Origin of the sequence: Bradyrhizobium oligotrophicum (assembly GCF_051168495.1) — a bacterium.
Taxonomy (GTDB): Bacteria; Pseudomonadota; Alphaproteobacteria; order Rhizobiales; family Xanthobacteraceae; genus Bradyrhizobium; species Bradyrhizobium oligotrophicum_A.
Genome location: NZ_JBNPVB010000017.1, coordinates 63,360 through 82,314 on the forward strand (window position 1 = coordinate 63,360; position 18,955 = coordinate 82,314).

At 65.3% G+C, this 18,955-nt stretch carries 17 protein-coding genes; 10 read left to right on the forward strand and 7 right to left on the reverse strand.

Annotation, left to right across the window (positions count from 1 at the left end; translation table 11 throughout):
- Positions 1-86: 86 nt before the first annotated feature.
- Entirely contained in the window at positions 87-647 is a 561-nt protein-coding gene (locus tag ACQR1B_RS27250) for a type 1 glutamine amidotransferase domain-containing protein (protein ID WP_434835468.1), read from the reverse strand.
- Between the two features lie 122 nt (positions 648-769).
- Between ACQR1B_RS27250 and ACQR1B_RS27255 the strand changes: the two genes are divergently transcribed.
- Positions 770-1,177 carry a hypothetical protein gene (locus ACQR1B_RS27255; RefSeq protein ID WP_434835469.1) on the forward strand — a complete coding sequence of 136 codons (408 nt, stop codon included), beginning with the start codon at positions 770-772 and terminating at the stop codon, positions 1,175-1,177.
- An 88-nt stretch (positions 1,178-1,265) separates the two neighbouring features.
- On the opposite strand, the gene ACQR1B_RS27260 is transcribed toward ACQR1B_RS27255, so the two are convergent.
- Positions 1,266-1,499, reverse strand: coding sequence for a hypothetical protein (locus ACQR1B_RS27260; protein ID WP_434835470.1), 234 nt, complete (start codon positions 1,497-1,499; stop codon positions 1,266-1,268).
- Between the two features lie 203 nt (positions 1,500-1,702).
- Here ACQR1B_RS27260 and ACQR1B_RS27265 point away from each other — a divergent pair, with 203 nt between their 5' ends.
- On the forward strand, positions 1,703-1,990 hold the full coding sequence (locus ACQR1B_RS27265) for a hypothetical protein (protein WP_434835471.1): 288 nt from the start codon (positions 1,703-1,705) through the stop codon (positions 1,988-1,990).
- 21 nt (positions 1,991-2,011) lie between these two features.
- Here ACQR1B_RS27265 and ACQR1B_RS27270 read toward each other — a convergent pair whose 3' ends face one another.
- A complete protein-coding gene (locus ACQR1B_RS27270; RefSeq protein WP_434835472.1) occupies positions 2,012-3,379 on the reverse strand; it encodes a glycoside hydrolase family 3 N-terminal domain-containing protein in 1,368 nt (455 codons plus the stop codon).
- Positions 3,380-3,587: 208 nt separating this feature from the next.
- Between ACQR1B_RS27270 and ACQR1B_RS27275 the strand changes: the two genes are divergently transcribed.
- The 7 genes from ACQR1B_RS27275 to ACQR1B_RS27305 all read left to right on the forward strand — a co-directional run bounded on the left by ACQR1B_RS27275 (position 3,588) and on the right by ACQR1B_RS27305 (position 12,792).
- On the forward strand, positions 3,588-5,063 hold the full coding sequence (locus ACQR1B_RS27275) for a DUF4153 domain-containing protein (RefSeq protein ID WP_434835473.1): 1,476 nt from the start codon (positions 3,588-3,590) through the stop codon (positions 5,061-5,063).
- A gap of 23 nt (positions 5,064-5,086) precedes the next feature.
- Positions 5,087-5,788, forward strand: a complete 702-nt coding sequence (locus ACQR1B_RS27280) for a response regulator (RefSeq protein WP_434835474.1) — start codon at positions 5,087-5,089, stop codon at positions 5,786-5,788.
- The gene (locus ACQR1B_RS27285; protein ID WP_434835475.1) at positions 5,785-7,404 is read left to right on the forward strand and encodes an ATP-binding protein; all 1,620 of its coding nucleotides are present in this window, start codon (positions 5,785-5,787) and stop codon (positions 7,402-7,404) included. Before ACQR1B_RS27280 ends, ACQR1B_RS27285 begins: the two co-directional genes overlap by 4 nt.
- A 317-nt stretch (positions 7,405-7,721) precedes the next feature.
- Positions 7,722-9,338: an ABC transporter substrate-binding protein gene (locus tag ACQR1B_RS27290; RefSeq protein ID WP_434835476.1), complete on the forward strand. Its 1,617-nt coding sequence runs from the start codon at positions 7,722-7,724 to the stop codon at positions 9,336-9,338.
- Between the two features lie 24 nt (positions 9,339-9,362).
- Complete coding sequence (locus ACQR1B_RS27295; protein ID WP_434835477.1) at positions 9,363-10,340, forward strand: ABC transporter permease; 978 nt, start codon at positions 9,363-9,365, stop codon at positions 10,338-10,340.
- A 2-nt stretch (positions 10,341-10,342) separates the two neighbouring features.
- Positions 10,343-11,173 (forward strand): ABC transporter permease, encoded by an 831-nt coding sequence (locus ACQR1B_RS27300; RefSeq protein WP_434835478.1) that lies wholly within the window; start codon positions 10,343-10,345, stop codon positions 11,171-11,173.
- The gene (locus tag ACQR1B_RS27305) at positions 11,170-12,792 is read left to right on the forward strand and encodes an ABC transporter ATP-binding protein (protein ID WP_434835479.1); all 1,623 of its coding nucleotides are present in this window, start codon (positions 11,170-11,172) and stop codon (positions 12,790-12,792) included. Before ACQR1B_RS27300 ends, ACQR1B_RS27305 begins: the two co-directional genes overlap by 4 nt.
- 3 nt (positions 12,793-12,795) lie before the next feature.
- Here the strand turns inward: ACQR1B_RS27305 and ACQR1B_RS27310 are convergent, their stop codons facing one another.
- Positions 12,796-14,106, reverse strand: coding sequence for an NAD(P)/FAD-dependent oxidoreductase (locus ACQR1B_RS27310; RefSeq protein ID WP_434835480.1), 1,311 nt, complete (start codon positions 14,104-14,106; stop codon positions 12,796-12,798).
- A gap of 150 nt (positions 14,107-14,256) precedes the next feature.
- Here ACQR1B_RS27310 and ACQR1B_RS27315 point away from each other — a divergent pair, with 150 nt between their 5' ends.
- Positions 14,257-15,114 carry a VOC family protein gene (locus ACQR1B_RS27315; RefSeq protein WP_434835481.1) on the forward strand — a complete coding sequence of 286 codons (858 nt, stop codon included), beginning with the start codon at positions 14,257-14,259 and terminating at the stop codon, positions 15,112-15,114.
- Between the two features lie 44 nt (positions 15,115-15,158).
- Here the strand turns inward: ACQR1B_RS27315 and ACQR1B_RS27320 are convergent, their stop codons facing one another.
- The 3 genes from ACQR1B_RS27320 to ACQR1B_RS27330 are packed head-to-tail and all read right to left on the reverse strand — an operon-like array spanning position 15,159 to position 18,303.
- Entirely contained in the window at positions 15,159-16,193 is a 1,035-nt protein-coding gene (locus ACQR1B_RS27320) for a 2Fe-2S iron-sulfur cluster-binding protein (protein WP_434835482.1), read from the reverse strand.
- On the reverse strand, positions 16,193-18,124 hold the full coding sequence (locus ACQR1B_RS27325; protein WP_434835483.1) for an ethylbenzene dehydrogenase-related protein: 1,932 nt from the start codon (positions 18,122-18,124) through the stop codon (positions 16,193-16,195). Before ACQR1B_RS27325 ends, ACQR1B_RS27320 begins: the two co-directional genes overlap by 1 nt.
- Positions 18,121-18,303 (reverse strand): hypothetical protein, encoded by a 183-nt coding sequence (locus ACQR1B_RS27330; RefSeq protein WP_434835484.1) that lies wholly within the window; start codon positions 18,301-18,303, stop codon positions 18,121-18,123. The genes ACQR1B_RS27325 and ACQR1B_RS27330 overlap by 4 nt, the downstream gene beginning before the upstream one ends.
- Positions 18,304-18,955: the final 652 nt, after the last annotated feature.

Genomic DNA, 18,955 nt, shown 5'->3' on the forward strand with positions numbered 1-18,955 from the left:
GGACTGCGGCCCAGCGTTCAATTCGTTGAATGCTGGGCCCGTCCAGGCGGAGAAAGCCGGGAGATCCCGGCTTTCTCCGCAACGCCTCACGCAGCGCTACGCTGGACGTGACGCCCTTCCTTAATTTCCTCGATGATCTTGGCGCTAAAGGCTTCCAGATCGCCCGGATTTCGCGAGGTGATGATGCCCTGGTCGACGACGACCTCCGCGTCCTGCCATTGCGCGCCGGCATTGGCGACGTCGGACTTGATCGATTTGTAGGACGTCATCTTGCGCCCCTTGGCGATGCCGGTCTCGATCAGGAGCCACGGCGCATGACAGACCGCGGCCACGATCTTCTTCGCATCGAACATGTCCTTGATGAACTTCAGCGCCTTCGGCTCGACGCGCAGCAGATCCGGATTGATCTGGCCACCGGGCAATACGATGGCGTCATAGTCGGAGGCCGAGGCCTGGTCGAGCGTCTTGTCGACGTCGACGGACCGTCCCCAATCCTTCTGGTCCCAGCCTTTGATCGAGCCCGTGGCGAGCGAGATGATGTCCACGGTGGCTCCGGCCTGCTTCAGGCGATCGCGCGGCACTTCGAGCTCCGATTGTTCGAACCCGTTGGTGGCGAGAATTGCGATCCGCTTTCCCTTGATGCCCATCATCATCTCCTGTTCAGATTGACAACTTGGGCAACCTTGCGGACGCAACCATCGTTCCGCGACCGTGCACGACCGATTGTCACAACTGATCGATTGATCGACCGACGGATCATGGAACAGCAATGGCTGGCGGCTGTTTGTTTGCGGGAGCGGCCCTGGACCGTACCGCGAGCATACTGCGCGGCGCGGGCGAACCGGGCTCTCCGCAGGCGGACTGCGATCAGGAGCTCCTCGTGCCTTATGCCTTGTTTGAGAATGACGAAAGGTTGACCCGCGCGTTCCGGACGGAGCGTGAGGTGTGGGACGCGGCAGAGCAGGCGGATCTCGTCACCTTCGATCCCCACGGCGAGAAGGTCCTCGACAACAATTTGGAGATCAAGCCGTGCGAGGTCGCGCCCGACGAACTCGCAGGCGCGGGCGATGACCTCGTCATGCCGAAAACGCGCGATGCAGATGCGAGCCGTGGCAAAGCCTCAGCGCAGCACCCCATGTTTCCCCCTCAGGCGAACACCACGAAAAAGTCCGCATAGACGCCGCTCGAATGCGGAACAAGACGTTCTGCGCATTCTGGCGACGGCCCCGGACGCGGCGGCAATCTGCTTCTTTGAGGCCCCCCGCTCAGCCGTGCCTGGCCCCCCGGCCCCGGCGCGGCAGATCATCCGCCTGCTCCAGCTTGAGCCGCTCACGTTGCTCACGCAACCCCTCCAGGTTTGCCAGCATTCGCTGCAGCAGCGCCTGCGCCGGCTGCGTGGCAATACCGGCGCGCTGCAGCTGTACGATCTCTCGCCGCTGCCGGCCGACCTGAATGCGCAGCCGGTCGATTTCCGCTCGAATGAAATTGAGATCGCGCATGGCTGCACCTTTCAAGACCGGAGATCGAGATGGCAATATCATAGAACAAAAAAAGAACAAAATGCAAGCCGTCATGGAACCGGCTGTGCCCCGGTGCGGAGATCGGCAAAGAAACGGTACTGCAGTGTTTCCGGGCCGCGGCCTGACGCAGTCGCGAATCAAGACTCGGTTGTTTAGTCTTTGCGGCATTTCAGGAGTGCATCATGGTTGCGGATAGTGACAGCAAGGTTGCTTGGCATCGCGCTCAGCTCAAGAAGAACCGCGCAGCGCTCAAGCAGATCGAGACGGCACGTTTCACGGTCGGCGAGAGCGCCGACGCCAAGGCGATCGAACGGACCCGACGGCAGGTTGCAGACCTCCAGCTCAAGATCCGCGAGTCGGAACAGGTCGTCGGCCCCTATGACAAACAGGCGCGGCGCCCGCTGGCCACCGACTTGCGCAGCCTCTCCAACGTTGCCTGGCGCAACTGGACCGGCAACGGTCCGCGCTGACGACGACGAGCGCTCGCCGTCCTAGTCGATGGCCTTCCGCTGCCCGCCCGAAGACTCTCCAGCGATTGCCGAGATGTTTGCCGCCTGGGATTCGTCGGTTCGTTGCGTCCAGCGCGCCAACCGCTCGTCACTCCTGCGCAATGCCTCCAGATCGATCCGTCCTTCCGCCAGGGCCTGCCTGGCGCAGGCGAACACGCGATGGAACTGGGTGCCGTCATAAGCCACGAGCAGAAGATCGGCTCCCCCGTTGAGCGCCTCAACGACGGCCTTGCAGAGGTCGCGACCGTAGATCGCCCCCATGACGAGATCGTCGGTCACGATCACACCCTGATAGCTCCATCGGCCGCGGATGAGGCCGTCGAGCACGGCCTTGGAATGCGAGGCCGGCCGCTCCGCATCGATCGCCTCGACGACGACATGACCGACCATCATCGCCGCATGCGAGTTGCCGAGCACCTGACGGAACGGCTGCCAGTCCGACTGTTCCAACATATCGGCGGATGTGTCGAGCTGTGCCGAGAAGTGATGCGTATCGGCCTCCACGCGCCCCAGGCCGGGGAAATGCTTGACCGCCGCACGAACACCGCTTGCGTCCAGACCGCGGACATAGCCGAGCGCGATATCGCCGACCACGGCCGGATCGTTGGAGATCGCCCGCTGTCCGATGAGGGTGTGGAAGTCGAGGCGGTTGCGCGTCCAGCGCGGACGGAGATCGACGACCGGGGCAAGATTGAAGTTGATGCCCGCCGCCGCCAATGCCCGTCCTTGGGCGCGCCCCATCTCGAATGCGTCATGCGTGCGCCGGGCTGCCGGCAGATCGGCCAGCGTCGCGAGCCCAGGCATGTTCGGCAGGGTCGGAGACAGATGTGCGACCTTGCCGCCCTCCTGATCAGCCGAGACAAGCAGCGGCGGCAGCCCGGCTTTCGTTCGCTCGACCTGCAGTCGCGCGATGTCGCCGCCCAATTCAGCGGCGGTCCGTCCCCGCACGTTGTGGTGAGTCACGTAGACGCCGGCGATCAGGCCCTGCCGCGCCAACGCCGCGGCATCATCTGCTGACGTATAGCCGACGATGAAATGGCGTCCGAGCAGGTGCGCCACCTCCGGCGCGGTCCGCAATGTCTCGTATTTGCGCCAAGCGAACATGAATTGCGTTGCTGTCAGAGCGAGCAATGGGATGCACCATGTCAGCACCAAGAGCCGCCCCGCGACGCCCCGGCGCCAGCGTCCGCCCAGCAAGAGCAGGAGCGGAGCCGCAATGCCGATCATCAGCAGGGCGGCGTGGCCGGTCCCGCGCAGGCGAACCAGATACGGCTCGTTGCTGTTGAGCGTGATGAAGATGAAGAGCAGAGCGAGGATCCAGAGGACCACGGTTCTGATACGTCCGAGCATGTGTGCAGCCGATCATTGCAGGAAGGACGGCTCCTGCGTAACAACGCCGATCCGCCTGCGCCAGCTGCGGAATTGCGTCTGCACGAAATCTGCAAACAAATCCTGAAATGCTGCAGACCCGCTCGGGAGCGGCTGCACGCCGCCGCGTCATGCTCGGTCATCGGCTGGCGACTGCCAGCCGTGTCGTGACCAACGAGGATCCTCGCAAATGACCAGCACCGCCGAGCTGACGGCCGCTCCGACCGCCCCTCTCTCCATGTGGCACAAATTCGCCGTCGCCTTCGCGCTTCTCGGGCTCGCAGACGTCCTGTTCTACGATCAGGTCCCGGGGCTGTCCTTTCCGCTCTTCGTCGCAGCGCTGGTTGCGGCCAGCCTGCTCGCCAATCATGCCAGCATCGTTCGGACGCGCATGATGCTTGCGGTCATCATGCTCGTCGTCGGCCTGATACCTGCGATCGAGGATCTGACCCTGCTGTCAGCATCGTGCGTTGTCCTCGTCACGATCTCGGTCGTCGCCCTATCAACCAATCCCATCGCATCAGGGCTCGGCCTGCCGCTGACGTCCGCACGACAGCTGCTTCTGGTCGGACCGTTCAGGCTCATACCCGACATGATCGCCACGTTTCGCGCCCATGATTTCACGCGGCTTCTGCTGGCCTGGAGCATCCCGGTCGCGCTCGGCCTCGTCTTCAGCCTCCTGTTTGCTGCGGCCAATCCCGTGATCGAGCATTGGCTCGATCAACTACAGCCCCAGCACATCGTCTCCAGCCTGAGCTTCGGCCGCCCTCTGTTTTGGTTTCTGATGCTGTCTCTGATCTGGCCGTTCATCCATCTGCGCTGGCGGCAACAGACGAAGACGCCGGACGCACCGATCGATGCCGGAGCCGATGAAGCACCATCGGTCGTTACGCCTCTGCTCAGTCCGCAAACCGCGGTCCGCTCGCTGCTCCTGTTCAACCTGCTATTTGCGATCCAGAACATGCTCGATGGCGCCTATCTGTGGGGACATGCGGCTCTTCCGAACGGAATGACCTACGCCACCTATGCCCACCGTGGCAGCTATCCGCTGATCGCCACGGCACTCCTGGCCGCGGCCTTCGTCATCGTCGCCGTCCGCGCCAGACGGGAGGATGAGCCGCGGCTGATCCGTCCGCTGGTCTATCTCTGGGTCGGACAGAATCTGCTGCTGGTGATATCCTCCTTGCAGCGGGTCCACATCTACATCCAAACCTACCTTCTGACCCATTGGCGCATCGCGGCGCTGATCTGGATGGCGCTGGTTGCAGTCGGCCTGATCCTGATCGTGGCCCGAATCGTCCTCGACCGCTCGACGGTGTGGCTGGTCCGCATGAACCTGGTGACGCTCGCCGCAACCCTCTATTGCTGCGCCCTCGTCAACTTCACCGGACTGATCGCCGACTACAACGTCGTCCACAGCCGCGAGGCAGGACGGACCGGGGTCGCCATCGACATGCCGTATCTCGTGAGCCTCGGCCCGCGGGCCCTTCCGGCGGTCCGGCGAGCCATGCTGCTGTTGCCGCAGGAGCCAGCATTGTCGCGGATAAACGACCGGCTGCTGGAGCAGCAGGCAAGCGACATGGCCAACTGGCGCTCCTGGACGTTCCGCGGCTGGCGCTTGCAGCGCTATCTCGATACACATCCCGTGTCCCAGAAACCAAGCTGATGTCCCGCCGCGGAGCCCCGATCGTGTCCCCCCGAATCCTCATCGTCGACGACGATCCGCACATCCGCGAGGTCCTGCGCGTTGCCTTGAGCAAGGCGGGCATGGCGGTCACGGAGGCGGCCGACGGCCGCGCCGCGCTGGTCCGGTTCGCCGAGGACCGGCCCGACCTCATCGTGCTCGACGTCGGCATGCCGGAATTCGACGGCCTCGAGGTCTGCCGGCGCATCCGGCGGACCTCGCAGGTGCCGGTCCTGTTCCTGTCGGCACGGGACGAGGAAATCGACCGGATCCTCGGGCTCGAAATCGGCGGCGACGACTACGTCACCAAGCCGTTCAGCCCGCGCGAACTCGTCGCCCGCGTCAACGTCATTCTCCGGCGGGTGACGTCCGGCGGCACCGAACGCTCGGCCGATCCGGAGGAGCTCGTCCATGGCCGGCTGCGCCTCGACCCACAGCAACATGTGGCGCGCTTCGGAGACAGGCCGCTCACGCTCACGGCGCTCGAATTCAGCATCCTGCGCACGCTGATGACGCGCCCCGCGGTCGTGTACAGCCGCGACCAGATCATGAGCGCGGCGTATCAGCTCAACATCCAGGTCTCCGACCGGACCATCGACAGCCACATCCGCAACATCCGCGCCAAGCTCGCCGCCGTCCACTGCGAGGATGCCATAGAGACGGTGCATGGCGTCGGCTTCCGGCTGGGCCGCTGCGGCGGGACGTGATGGCCACCAAGCCCAAGACGAAGTGGCGGCCGTCGCTCGGACAGATCGTGTTCGGGGTGCTGGCGCTGGTCGGCACCCTGCCGCTGGTCGGGCTGTTCTTCTTCCGCATCTACGACAATCAGTTGATCCGCCAGACCCAGGCCGAATTGATCGCACAGAGCGGCGTGCTCGCGGCGGTCTTCGCCGAGGAGGTTTCGGCACGCCTCACCGCGGGCATTCCGCTGGGCGCCGAGCTGCCGCCCGAGACCCGGCCCGATGCCTCCGACGAGGTGACGCCGATCCGCCCTTTGCTCGATCTCCTGGCCAACGACCTGTTCGTCCGCCGGCCGGATGCCCGCGAAGCGGTCCGGCCTGCCGATCCCGCCTATGTCGCGATCGGCGCGCGGCTGTTGCCGATCATCCGCGAAACCCAGAAGGTGACGCTGGCGGGATATCGCGTGCTCGACCCGCAGGGCGTCGTGATCGCCGGCCGCGACGAGATGGGCAAGTCGCTTAGCCATATCGACGAGGTCGCCGCCGCACTGACGGGAAGGTACAGCGCAGCGCTACGCATCCGCATTCCCGACAAGGCGCCGCCGCCGATCTATTCGATCAGCCGCGGCGTCGGCGTCCACGTCTTCTCGGCCATGCCGGTGATCGTCAACGATCATGTCGCCGGCGTCATCTACACCTCGCGGACGCCCCGCAACATCTTCGAGCATCTCTACGTGGAGCGCGGCAAGTTCATTGCCGCCGGCTCCACCATCATCCTGACCACGTTGCTGGTCGGCCTCATCGTGGCACGCACGATCACGCGGCCGATGCGCGAGCTGGTCGATCGTGCCGGCCGGATCGGCCGCAACGATCCCACCGGCTTCCGCCCGCTCGCCCACTATGGCACGCGCGACTTCGCCGAGCTGGCCGAGCACTTCTTCGCCATGGCCGACCAGCTCGCGCGGCGATCCAACTATATCAAGAACTTCTCCGCGCACCTGACCCATGAGCTCAAGTCGCCGCTGACCTCGATCAAGGGCGCGGCCGAGCTGCTGCTGGATTCGCTGCACGCCACGTCGGGCCGGCTCACGCACGCCGAGCAGGAGAAGTTTCTCACCAACATCCTTGGCGATGCCGAGCGGCTGGACCGGATGGCGCAGCGTCTGCGCGAGCTGGCCCGTGCCGAAGCCGTGCAGCACAGTGATCAGAGCAGCCTGGCCGAAGTGATGGACGCGCTGCGCGCGCGTTTTCCCGCGGCCGGAATCGAAACACGTGGCGCATTGGACCGTCCCATCAGGCTCTCGAGCGAGACCCTTCTGATCGTCCTCACCCATCTCGCGGACAACGCCGTGCGTCATGGGGCCGGGACGATCAGCCTCGAGTTGGAGAATGATACCGGTCAGCAGGTCTTGAGGGTGAGCAACGACGGCAGTCCGATCTCGCAAGCGAACCGCGAGCGGATCTTCGACGCGTTCTTCACCACGCGTCGCGACAGCGGCGGCACCGGGATGGGGCTGGCGATCGTGCGCGCCATCATGATGAGCCACGGCGGGCAGATCGACCTGCTGCCGTCCGAGCACGACGTCCGTTTCGAACTGCACCTGCCGGCCGGTGAAGAGGCAAGACACGCCGACCTCAAATAGCACACCGCCCTCTCTCTTCTCCGAAGTTGCGCGCGAGATACGAATCCTCCTGTGGAGGACGCGGTCTAGGGCAGCCCCGGAGGCCGCCTCGCCGGGGCCGCGAGCGCAAACAATACCTCCGCCATGACGCTGCGGAAGTCCAGGCATCCTGCCGATCGTTCGTATACGAGCAATCCATTTTCCGATGGCGACCGAGCGGGCCTTGCGGCTGCGACGGTCGGTCCACGCAATTCGGAATGACTTGGCCTGACGATCCGCGTAAGGTCCACGGCATTGCACCATCGGCCAGCTTCGCCGAGGGCCTTCGGGAGACGTTGATGAGTTCCAGCCGTTTTGAGATCAACCGCCGTACCGCGCTTCTGACCTCTGCCGCGATCGCGGCGAACGTGGTCAACCCGTTCCGGGCCTTCGCCCAAGAGACCCCGCGCAAGGGCGGCGTGTTCAACGTGCACTACGGCGCCGAGCAGCGTCAGCTCAATCCCAGCCTGCAGGCCTCGACCGGTGTCTACATCATCGGCGGCAAGATCCAGGAGAATCTCGTCGACCTCGACGCCAATGGTCAGCCGGTCGGCGTGCTCGCCGAGAGCTGGGAAGCCACGCCCGATGGCAAGACCGTCACCTTCAAGCTGCGCAAGGGCGTCACCTGGCACGACGGCAAGCCGTTCACATCCGAGGACGTCGCCTTCACCGCCATGAACATGTGGAAGAAGATCCTCAACTACGGATCAACGCTGCAGCTGTTCCTGACCGCCGTCGACACGCCCGATCCGCAGACCGCGATCTTCCGCTACGAGCGGCCGATGCCGCTCAACCTGCTGCTGCGGGCCCTGCCCGATCTCGGCTACGTCTCGGCCAAGCACATCTACGAGTCCGGCGACATCCGCCAGAACCCGGTGAACCTCGCACCGATCGGGACCGGACCGTTCAAATTCGTGAAGTACGAGCGCGGGCAATACATCATCGCCGATCGCAACGCTGACTATTGGCGGCCGAACGCGCCCTATCTCGACCGCATCGTCTGGAAGGTGATCACCGACCGATCGGCCGCCGCAGCCCAGATGGAAGCCGGCGAGCTGCACTACAGCCCGTTCTCCGGCCTGACGATCTCGGACATGGCGCGTCTCGGCAAGGACAAGCGCTTCATCGTCTCGACCAAGGGCAACGAGGGCAACGCGCGTACCAACACGCTCGAATTCAACGTCCGCCGCAAGGAGCTGGCGGACGTCAAGGTCCGCCGCGCCATCGCGCATGCGATCAATGTCCCCTTCTTCATCGACAACTTCCTCGGCGATTTCGCCAAGCTCGGCACCGGACCGATCCCGTCGACCTCGACCGATTTCTATCCGGGCGCCGACACGCCGCAATATCCCTACGACAAGGCCAAGGCCGCGGCCCTGCTCGACGAGGCCGGCTACAAGCCCGGCGCCGGCGGCGCCCGCTTCGCGCTGAAGCTGCTGCCCGCCCCGTGGGGCGAGGACATCTCGCTGTGGTCGACCTTCATCCAGCAGTCGCTGGGCGAGGTCGGCATTGCCGTGGAGATCGTGCGCAACGACGGCGGCGGCTTCCTCAAGCAGGTCTATGATGAGCACGCGTTCGACCTCGCCACCGGCTGGCACCAGTACCGCAACGATCCCGCGGTCTCGACAACCGTCTGGTATCGCTCCGGCCAGCCCAAGGGCGCGCCGTGGACCAACCAGTGGGGCTGGGACGACGCCAAGATCGACAAGATCATCGATGACGCGGCGACCGAGGTCGATCCGGCCAAGCGCAAGGCGCTCTATGCCGACTTCGTGCGCGAGGCCAATACCGAGCTGCCGGTGTGGATGCCGATCGAACAGATCTTCGTCACCGTGATCACCGCAAAGGCGCGCAACCATTCGAACACGCCGCGCTGGGGATCGTCGAGCTGGCACGATCTGTGGCTTTCCGCGTGAGCCGAACTCGGTCAGAATGAGGCCATGCGCATCCTGAGCCTTGCGGGGCGGCGGCTCGCCGCCTCGATCCCAACCCTGTTCCTGATCCTGATCGGCGTCTTCCTCCTGCTGCAGTTCGCGCCGGGCGACACGGTCGACGCCATGATGGCCCAGATGGGCGGCGGCGACGCGGCCACCGCCCGCGAGTTGCGCCGCTTCTATGGGCTCGACGTCTCGGTCCCGATGCAGCTCGCCAACTATCTGTGGCGCCTGGTGCGGCTCGATCTCGGCTTCTCCGCGATCTACGGCAAGCCGGTCGCCGCCGTCATCCTGGAGCGGCTGCCGCCGACCCTGCTGCTGATGACCTCCGCTCTGTCATTTGCGTTCTTCTTCGGCTTGGTGTTCGGCGTGATCGCAGCGCGCGGCGTCAACCGATGGCCGGATACGCTGATCTCGACGGTCGGCCTGATCTTCTACGCGACGCCCTCGTTCTGGTTCGGCCTGATGGCCATCGTGGTGTTCTCGATCTATCTGCAATGGCTGCCGGCCGGCGGCTTCGAGGACATCGGCGCGGTCAGGACCGGGATCTGGCGCGTGCTCGACATCGCCAGCCATCTGGTGCTGCCGTCGCTGACGCTCGGCCTGATCTTCCTGGCGATCTACCTGCGCATCATGCGCGCCTCGATGCTCGAGGTGCTGAATCTCGATTTCGTCCGCACCGCGCGCGCCAAGGGCCTCGACGAGACCCGCATCATCACCCGTCATGTGCTGCGTAATGCCCTGCTGCCGATGGTGACGCTGATCGGACTTCAGGCGGGCACGATGCTCGGCGGCTCGGTCGTCGTCGAGACCGTGTTCTCGCTGCCGGGCCTCGGACGCCTCGCCTACGAATCCGTGATCCAGCGCGATCTCAACACGCTGTTGGGAATCGTGTTCGTATCGGCGCTGCTGGTGATCCTGGTCAACTTCGTCACCGATCTGCTCTATGCGCGGCTCGACCCCCGCATCACGGCGGAGAGCTAGCGATGGATGCCGTGAAGCGATATTTTCGCAGCCCTGCCGCTGTATTGGGCCTGATCCTGCTGCTGATCGTCGTGGCCATGGCGGTCAGCGCCGGCTATTTCTATCCGCGCGATCCGCTCGCGCTGGCCGGCCGGCCCCTGATCTGGCCGTTCGCCAATCCACGCTTCCTGCTCGGCACCGACAATTCGGGGCGCGACATCGCGGCGCAGATCTTCTACGGCGCCCGCATCTCGCTGCTGATCGGCGGCGTCGCGACGCTCATTGCGGTGACCATCGGCGTGATGGTCGGAGCGCTCGCGGGCTACTATGGCGGCTGGATCGACAACGTCCTGATGCGGATCACCGAGGCGTTCCAGACGCTGCCGAACTTCGTGCTGCTGCTGGTGCTGGTGGCTGTGTTCGGCTCGACATTGACGACGGTCACAGTCGCCGTCGGCATCGTCTCCTGGCCCGCGCCGGCGCGGCTGACACGGGCGGAGTTCCTGTCGCTGCGCGGCCGCGAATTCGTCCAGGCCGGCCGCACGCTCGGCATGCGCGACACGCAGCTGATCCTGCGCGAGATCCTGCCGAATGCGCTGCCGCCGGTGATCGTCTATGCCGGCGTCGTCATGGCGGTCGCTATCCTGCTGGAGAGCGCGCTCGCCTTCCTGCGGCTGTCGGATGCCAACGTCGCCTCCTGGGGCAATCTGATCGGCCTCGGGCGCGACGTGCTGCGCGTGCAATGGTACGTCTCGGCGATCCCCGGCGTCGCCATCCTGATCACCGTGCTCGCCGTGTCGCTGGTCGGCCAAGGCCTGAACGATGCACTGAACCCGCGGCTGAAGCAGCGATGAGTTCGAGCGAGCCCATTCTCACTGTCGACCGCCTCAGCGTTCGTCTGCCAAAGGGCGCCGACCGCACGCATGCGATCTCCGAGGTGTCGCTGTCGATCGCCGAACACGAGATCCTCTGCATCGTCGGCGAATCCGGCTCCGGCAAGTCGATGATGGCCAATGCGATCATGCGGCTGCTGCCGGACGGCGTGACCACCGACGGCGGACACATCCTGTTCTCGGGCCGCGATCTCTGCACCGCGACAGCGGCCGAGATGCGCCGCATCCGCGGCGCCGACATCGCCATGGTATTCCAAGAGCCGATGACGGCGCTCAATCCGCTGCGCACGATCGGCGATCAGATCGGCGAGGTTCTCGACATCCATACCGAGCTGTCGAAAACCGACATCCGATCGCGCGTGCAGTCGCTGTTGTCCGACGTGAACATTCCGGATCCGCTCCGCGCGGCGAAGGCGTACCCCCACGAGCTCTCCGGCGGCCAGCGCCAGCGCGCGATGATCGCGATGGCCTTGGCACTCGATCCGAAGCTGCTGATCGCCGACGAGCCGACCACGGCGCTCGACGTCACGACGCAGGCGCAGATCCTGAAGCTGATCCGCGAGCTGCAGCAGCGGCGCAAGACCGCGGTGCTGTTCATCACCCATGATTTCGGCGTCGTCGCCGAGATTGCCGACCGGGTCGTGGTGATGCAGCATGGCGTGGTGGTCGAGCATGGTCCCGCAGCCGACGTGCTGCGCAATCCGCAACATCCCTATACGCGGCAACTGATCGCTGCCGTGCCGCCCGTTGCGGCAGCGGCGCCACGCAAGCTGTCGGGAGAGACGATTCTGGCGCTGTCCGGCGTGTCGAAGACCTATCGCACCGGCGGCTTCCTCGGCCGTGGCGCGCGCGTGACCCATGCGGTCAAGGACGTCGCGTTGACGCTGCCGAAAGGCGCGACGCTCGGCATCGTCGGCGAATCCGGCTCCGGCAAATCGACCCTCGCCCGCTGCATCATTCGCCTCATCGATCCGGATGCAGGATCGATCCTGCTTGGCGGCCAGGACTGGGCGCGTCTGTCGCGCAACGAAATCCGCACGCGGACCCGGCAGATGCAGATGGTGTTCCAGGATCCGTTCGGCTCGCTGAACCCGCGTCGCAAGGCCGCCGAGCTGGTGGCGCAGGGACCGATGGTGCACGGCACGCCGCGTGATCAGGCGCTCGCCGAGGCGCGCGAGCTGTTCGCACTGGTGGGTCTCGACCCGTCTGCCGCCGATCGCTTCCCGAACGAGTTCTCCGGCGGCCAGCGTCAGCGGATCGGACTTGCCCGCGCGCTGGCGCTGAAGCCCGACGTGCTCGTCGCCGACGAGCCGGTGTCCGCGCTCGACGTCTCGGTGCAGGCGCAGGTCCTGCGGCTGCTCACCGACCTGCGCGAGCGGCTCGGCCTTTCGATCATCTTCATCACCCATGACCTGCGCGTCGCGGCCCAGATCTGCGACCTCGTCGCCGTCATGAAGGACGGCGTCGTCGTCGAGCATGGCCTGACGGGCGACGTGTTCGGAGCCCCGCAGCATCCCTATACGAAGGCCCTGCTCGAAGCCATTCCGGGTGGCGACTTCGCCCGGACGGCACATGGCTGAGCTCTAGGCGATCTCGCGGGCGTCGCGATAGCGGTACAGCAGCAGCATCAGCGGTGCGAACGGTCGCAGCAGCGCATGCGCCGGAATCGTCACCGGCTCCGTGAACGGCAGTGCCAGTTCGTTGGCCGGCACGCCGCGCACCGCCTTCGCAAGCTCGGCCCCGAGCGGAATCGTCAGCGCGACCGCGCGGCCATTGCAGCCGGTCCAGCCATAGGCGTCGGGGCCGAGACGGTGAATGCGCGGCATGTAGTCCGTGGTCATGCCGACATAGCCGTTCCAGACATAGTCGAACCTGACCTCGCCGATCTGCGGCCATAGCCGTTGCAGGCGCTCGGCCACGCGCGCCTTCAGCCGCCCGGCCTTATTGCCGGGGCCGATCACGGCACCGCCGGTCACCAGCCGGTTGCGGGCATCGTAGCGCGCGAAATACAGCTCGCCATGGGTGTCGGACATCGCCTGCCGCGATGGGATGATCGTCTTGCGGACGTTGTCCGACAGCGGCTGCGTCGCCATCTGCCACGACAGCACCGGCATCACCTCATGCGCGATATCGGGAGCGAGCGCCTTGGAAAACTCGCCGCTATAGGCATTGCTGGCCAGCACCAGCGCACGGGCGGACAGCTCGCCCTGCGCGGTCCGCACCACCCAGCGATCGCCTCGCCGCGCGAAATCGATCACCGGCGAGCGGGCATAGATGCGGCCGCCAAGGCTCAGCACCGTGCGGGCCAAGCCACGCGCAAGCGCCAGCGGATTGATGTGCCCACCTGTTCTGTTCCAGAAGCCGCCATGCCACGCGTCCGAGCCGAGCATGTCGCGCGCCTGATCGCGCGACAGCAGTTCGACATCGGCGCCGAACTTCGACCACTGCTTGAACCGGCGCTCGGCGATCTTGATGCGGCCCGGCGAATGCACCGGCTGCACCCAGCCGGCCTGCTCGTGCTCGGCGTCGATCCCGTAGCGCCTGACCGTGTCGAACAGCGTGGAGGCGCTGTCGCGCAGCATCGTGACGAACCGCTCACCGGCGGCGCCGTGACGGGCGATCAGATCCTCTGGATCGGGACGAGACAGCGTCGGGATGACCTGGCCGTTATTCCGGCCCGAGGCGCCCCAGCCGGGCTCCATCGCCTCGACGATCGCAACGTCGACACCGGACTCGCGCAGATGAAGCGCGGTCGACAGGCCGGTGAAGCCTCCGCCGATGATGACGACCTCGGCCTGCGCGCTGCCCTGAAGCTCCGGCAGATCAGGTCCGGGCGGGGTCTGCGCGGCCCACAGGGATGGCGGCCATTGAACGTCTCGTTTCATCGTGCTCATCGCGGACGACTCATCCTTGCTGGTCCACCGGCGTCGGGGAGACCGATCTTGCCTTGCGCCCGGCGACCGGCTGCGCCGGTTGCGGCGCATGGGTCGATTGGGCATAGTTCGGCCGCCAATATGCCAATTTCGCTGCAAGGAGACAAACGCGTGGCCCTCAACAATGTCATCGGTATTGATCACGCGGTCGTCGTGGTGAAGGATCTCGACGCGGCGGCCGAGACCTGGAAGCAGCTCGGCTTCACGCTGTCGCCGCGCGGCACCCACAGCGCCAAGATGGGATCGGGTAATTACACCATCATGCTCGATCCCGATTACATTGAGCTGCTCGGCATTCTCGCCGAGACCGACCACAACATTCCGACTCGCAACTTCCTCGCCCAGCGCGGTGAAGGCATCGAGCGCATCGCCTTCACGGCGATCGATTCGGCCGCGGGCGCCGAGGAGATTCGCGCCAGGGGATTCGAGCCGATCGGACCGATCGACTTCGAGCGTCCGGTGCCCCTCCCCGACGGCACGATCTCCGCCGCCAAATTCCGCGTGTTTCAATGGCCGGTGACGGAGGCCCCGGGCGGCCTGCGCATCTTCGCCTGCCAGCACAAGACGCGCGAGACGGTGTGGATTCCGGTGTTGATGAGCCACGCCAATGCAGCCAAGCAGCTCAAGCAGGCGCTGATCGTGACGCCGGACCCGGCGACGGATGCGGCACATCTGTCGCGCCTGATCGATCGCGAGGGGCGCACCGAATCCGATGGCGCGGTGACCGTCGCCTCGGGTGGCGACCGCGCCGATTTCGTGTTCCTGACCAGGGATCAACTGGCGGCGCGCTATCCTGGAGTGTCCCTCGCCGGCCTGCCCGAACGTGGCGGCGCCGGCCTCGTGTTGGCCTCGCATGATCTGAGCGCGACGGAAGCGGTGCTCGGCGCATCCGCCGTGCGCAGCGGCGCGAGCCTCGTGGTGCCGCCGGCCTCCGCAACGGGAACGCTGCTCGCCTTCGTGGCAGGTTAAAAATAGAAGAGACAGCGGCCGCGCCCGTCGCGGCCGCCACGATCTCATTCTGCCGGCTGGAACATGGCCGGGCGGCCACGCTGGCTGTCGAGCCAGCCGACGAGACGATCCATCAGTCCGCCACTCGACTCCGAGGGCTGTGCCGACGAGACGAACGGATCGCAGTGGCATTTGGCGCCGGCCGCGCGCGACATCTTCGCAACGGCCTCGGTCATCGCCGGCGCGCCGCAGGTGTAGACGACGTCGTCCGGCCGCAACTCGGGCATGTGCTCGGTCGGACGACCGCTGCGGATCGCGGGCGAGACGTTCTGCGGCTCCGACACGATCGGGATGATCTTGACGTTCGGAAACCGCGCCAAGCGGCACAGCGCCTGATGCATGTAGAACGACTGCAGCGTGCGCGACACGACGATGAAGACGATCTCGCGCTTCGGATTTTCGGTGATGGCGGCGACCGCGATCGCCCACATCGGAGCGAAGCCGGTGCCGCTGGCGACCAGGATGATGCGGCCCCGATGCTTCTGCCGGAAGAAGGCCGTGCCCAGCGGCGCCGTCAGCTTGACGCGGTGGCCGACCTGGATGTCGCGGCCGAACGCCGACGACACCAGACCATCCTTCAGAATGCGGATGTGCAGATAGAGCAGATGGCTGTCGGGGGCACCGACCATCGGGTAGGTCGGGCTGTAGCAGCGGGTCGGGAAGCCGCGATACTGAACCTTTGCGTATTGCCCAGGGAAGAACCGCAGCGGCTTCGGCATCTCCAGCGTCACGCCGACGACGTCGGGCGCGAGCCGCACGAGATCACCCACCTCGCAGTTCATGGTGACGGTGTCGGGCACCGGCTCCGTGATGATCTTCAGATCGGACACGACGCGAGCCTGGCACGCATGCGCCATGTCGCCTTCCATCCCGCCGAACAGTTTGCCGTCGACGACCGTCACCTTGCACGATCCGCAGATTCCGCTGCGGCAGTCATGGGGCAGATCCACGCCGCTGTTGATGGCGCCGTCGAGCAGGATGTCGCCCACATTCGCGTAGAACGTTTCCCTGTTGTACTGGATCTTGCAAATCTTACCCATTACTGCACCTCAAGTCGCATCGGCCGGATCTGCCTCGTATGTCTGATCTGGGTGTGGTCAAAAGCCGCGACGCGCATGAAGACACCGTTCTTGATGGGAACGTCGTACTTGCTTTTCGTGTCCATTTTGCGGGCAATTTCGAGCGTCCAGTGGCCGGCGGCCCAGCGGGCCGCACAACGGATGTCGGCGCGATCGCCGGTGAACTCGCCGCTGATGAGAACACCGGGCACGACCGTCCCGATCGGCGTCTGGGCGTCGGCTTCGGCGGAATACGGCACGGATTCGGCTTCCGTCATGAACCAGCGCGCGCCTTCGCTCTCGCCGATGTTCGGATCGAGACTGATCTCTCCCATCGCCGCCGTCATCGCGGCAACGTCCTTCGGAAGGCGCTTTGGTCTCACGCCCCGATTCCCGAGCCTCGCCGCCTCCCTGTCGATCACGAAATTGTCCGAATAGTTCGCCGTACCCGGATCCGCGGCGAAGCCGCCCTTGTAGGGCGCGAGCCCTTTCACCTGGTCCGGCGTCGGTTCGGCCGGCGGGCCGAAATGATCATCGTCCATCCAGCCCGTCGGGCCGCCGCTCGTGGCCTTCCACAACCATGCGTCGGCATAGAGATTCGGTGCGGGCGTGTAGTGGATGCCGCGTCCCGACAGCGTCGCCGGCTTGTCGGGCATCGGCTGCGAGCTCATGTGGAAGGTTCGGTCTGCGGCCAGCGTGATCGGCAGCGTCGTGAACAGCAATGAGAATTTGTCTTCGTTGAAGTCGTTCTCGTCCCCCTTGTCGAAACCGTTCTGCAGCAGATGCCATCCATCCGCCTTCTTGATCATCGGCAGCTGTTTCAACGAACGGGTCGGATCTTCCCAGATCACGAGGAAGTACACCCACATGCCGTCATGCGCTGCCTTGATCCACACGCGCGATTCGCCGGTGCCGTCGAAATTGTCGCCCTGATTGGTCGTCACCATGTGCGGCTGGATGTTGCGCCAGACGCGATCGGATGAATCGCCGTCGAGCGTCGGCGCGTCGGATGTGGCGATTCGGTACACCGTGACCGTGTCCTCGGCGTAGTAGTCGGCAGCGAACATCGCCGAGCCGACCACGATCGCTGCAGCCGTCGCGACCATGAACGGATTGGCCTGAAAGCTCGGATTGCGGCGGCGCGAATTGCCCTTCGCCGGAGCCTGCGGCGGACGTATCCGGCCCGGCGGCATGCGCGGCTCGACGCGGCCACGCACCGGCTCTTCCATGCGCCGCGGAGCGGCCACCGGCTCACGCACGGCGGGCCGCGCAGCAGGCGCCGGCCTTCTTGGAGGCGCCTCCGCCTCCTCCAGCTTTTCGGACTGCTCGACCAGCATCGTGAGCAGCTCGACGGGATCGAGCTTCGGCGGCGGCGGCGGCAGCGGTGCCGGACGGAAGACGCGATAGAGCTGCATCGTTCCGCCAATGCTGAAGTGAACCAGGACGTGGAGCACCACGAAGGCCGGAATGACCCACGTCGCGTACCAGTGGATCATCATGGTGACGTAGCCGGAGGCCACGCCGAAGAAGAGCATGCCGCCGGTGACGATCAGGATCGCCATCGAGATGAAAAGCACCCAGTGCAGCATCACGCTGATGGAGCCCAGCCGCGCCGGGCGGCGTCCGAGCAGCCCCTTGACGCGCATCTTGTCGACGGTGACGCGCCGGCCGAGCCCCGACTTCGAGATATAGATCATGTAGGCGACTGCGACGCTCGCGAGCACCACCCCCGCCGGCATGTGCCAGGTCCAGGTCCGGTGCCGCGGCAGCAGCCAGTCGAGATTGTTCGCGATCCAGGCATGGCCCGGCGCTTCGGTCGCCATGCGAAGCCCCGTCAGGAACGCGATCACCGTGGCCCCGACGAGGGTCCAGTGCAGAATGATCGTGCCATAGTCGGTCTTGCGAATCTTCATGCGTGCGCCTCCCGACATGCGCGCACGCGATCGGCGCGATTCAAAGCCGATCCGGCGACCGTATTTCGCTTCCGCGGATCGATCCGGCGCAGGATGGTCGACGAAAGACTCCTGCTGGCCGGCTCGCGACCCGAATCCATTCCCGCATCACGCGTCCCGACGATGGTGATGTAGTCCAACAACTTGTCGTCCCCCGGATATTCTTGAGTGGCAACTTCGCCTGACTTCGGCGTCGACCGCGCCGTCCTGAATGTCGATCGTTGCCCCGCTATGCTTGAGGGTGACCGGCCCGGTCACCGCCTTGATTGGTCAGCTGTCGCGGTCAGAGCCGGTGACGAGTTGCTCCGATCGCGCGAGACTGGCCCTGCTTCGCCCTCCCCTTGATTTTGTCTCGACCGTCTCTGCTACACCGCTTGCCGGATTCACCGTCGCCGCATGTTCGTTGACAGAACAATCCGACGATTGCTCCTACCGACTGAGCTGATTGTGCGTTTCGTATTGATGCACGGAGCCGCATGTCGATGTGTAGCCGCCGCCGCCATGATCGTTCTCCGTACCATCATCGAATACCGCACGGTCGTGATGCCAACGCCTGTGCGTTGCACCGCAGGAAGATTTATTCGCCTTCGTGGCTTCATTCGGCCCGGACCACGGCCAATGAGTGCAGAAGCAAGGTGATAGCCGGACCAATGTGTGACGCGGGTCGTACATGGATAGCGCCTTGACGTCGCAACTATCGAGAATCGTGAACTGATTTCGGAGCGCGCCGATCGCCGCGCACACGCCACACCAATCTGCAGCGGAACCCGCGCCGTGCCGTTCCACGGAGAA

What these genes read in the sequence shown, in the direction of transcription:
- ACQR1B_RS27325 (WP_434835483.1), bottom strand. Translation starts at nt 18,124, where the DNA reads ATGAAGATTCGCAAGACCGACTATGGCACGATCATTCTGCACTGGACC.
- ACQR1B_RS27320 (WP_434835482.1), bottom strand. Translation starts at nt 16,193, where the DNA reads ATGGGTAAGATTTGCAAGATCCAGTACAACAGGGAAACGTTCTACGCG.
- ACQR1B_RS27255 (WP_434835469.1), top strand. Translation starts at nt 770, where the DNA reads ATGGCTGGCGGCTGTTTGTTTGCGGGAGCGGCCCTGGACCGTACCGCG.
- ACQR1B_RS27310 (WP_434835480.1), bottom strand. Translation starts at nt 14,106, where the DNA reads ATGAGCACGATGAAACGAGACGTTCAATGGCCGCCATCCCTGTGGGCC.
- ACQR1B_RS27290 (WP_434835476.1), top strand. Translation starts at nt 7,722, where the DNA reads ATGAGTTCCAGCCGTTTTGAGATCAACCGCCGTACCGCGCTTCTGACC.
- ACQR1B_RS27275 (WP_434835473.1), top strand. Translation starts at nt 3,588, where the DNA reads ATGACCAGCACCGCCGAGCTGACGGCCGCTCCGACCGCCCCTCTCTCC.
- ACQR1B_RS27260 (WP_434835470.1), bottom strand. Translation starts at nt 1,499, where the DNA reads ATGCGCGATCTCAATTTCATTCGAGCGGAAATCGACCGGCTGCGCATT.
- ACQR1B_RS27250 (WP_434835468.1), bottom strand. Translation starts at nt 647, where the DNA reads ATGGGCATCAAGGGAAAGCGGATCGCAATTCTCGCCACCAACGGGTTC.
- ACQR1B_RS27270 (WP_434835472.1), bottom strand. Translation starts at nt 3,379, where the DNA reads ATGCTCGGACGTATCAGAACCGTGGTCCTCTGGATCCTCGCTCTGCTC.
- ACQR1B_RS27300 (WP_434835478.1), top strand. Translation starts at nt 10,343, where the DNA reads ATGGATGCCGTGAAGCGATATTTTCGCAGCCCTGCCGCTGTATTGGGC.
- ACQR1B_RS27295 (WP_434835477.1), top strand. Translation starts at nt 9,363, where the DNA reads ATGCGCATCCTGAGCCTTGCGGGGCGGCGGCTCGCCGCCTCGATCCCA.
- ACQR1B_RS27265 (WP_434835471.1), top strand. Translation starts at nt 1,703, where the DNA reads ATGGTTGCGGATAGTGACAGCAAGGTTGCTTGGCATCGCGCTCAGCTC.
- ACQR1B_RS27305 (WP_434835479.1), top strand. Translation starts at nt 11,170, where the DNA reads ATGAGTTCGAGCGAGCCCATTCTCACTGTCGACCGCCTCAGCGTTCGT.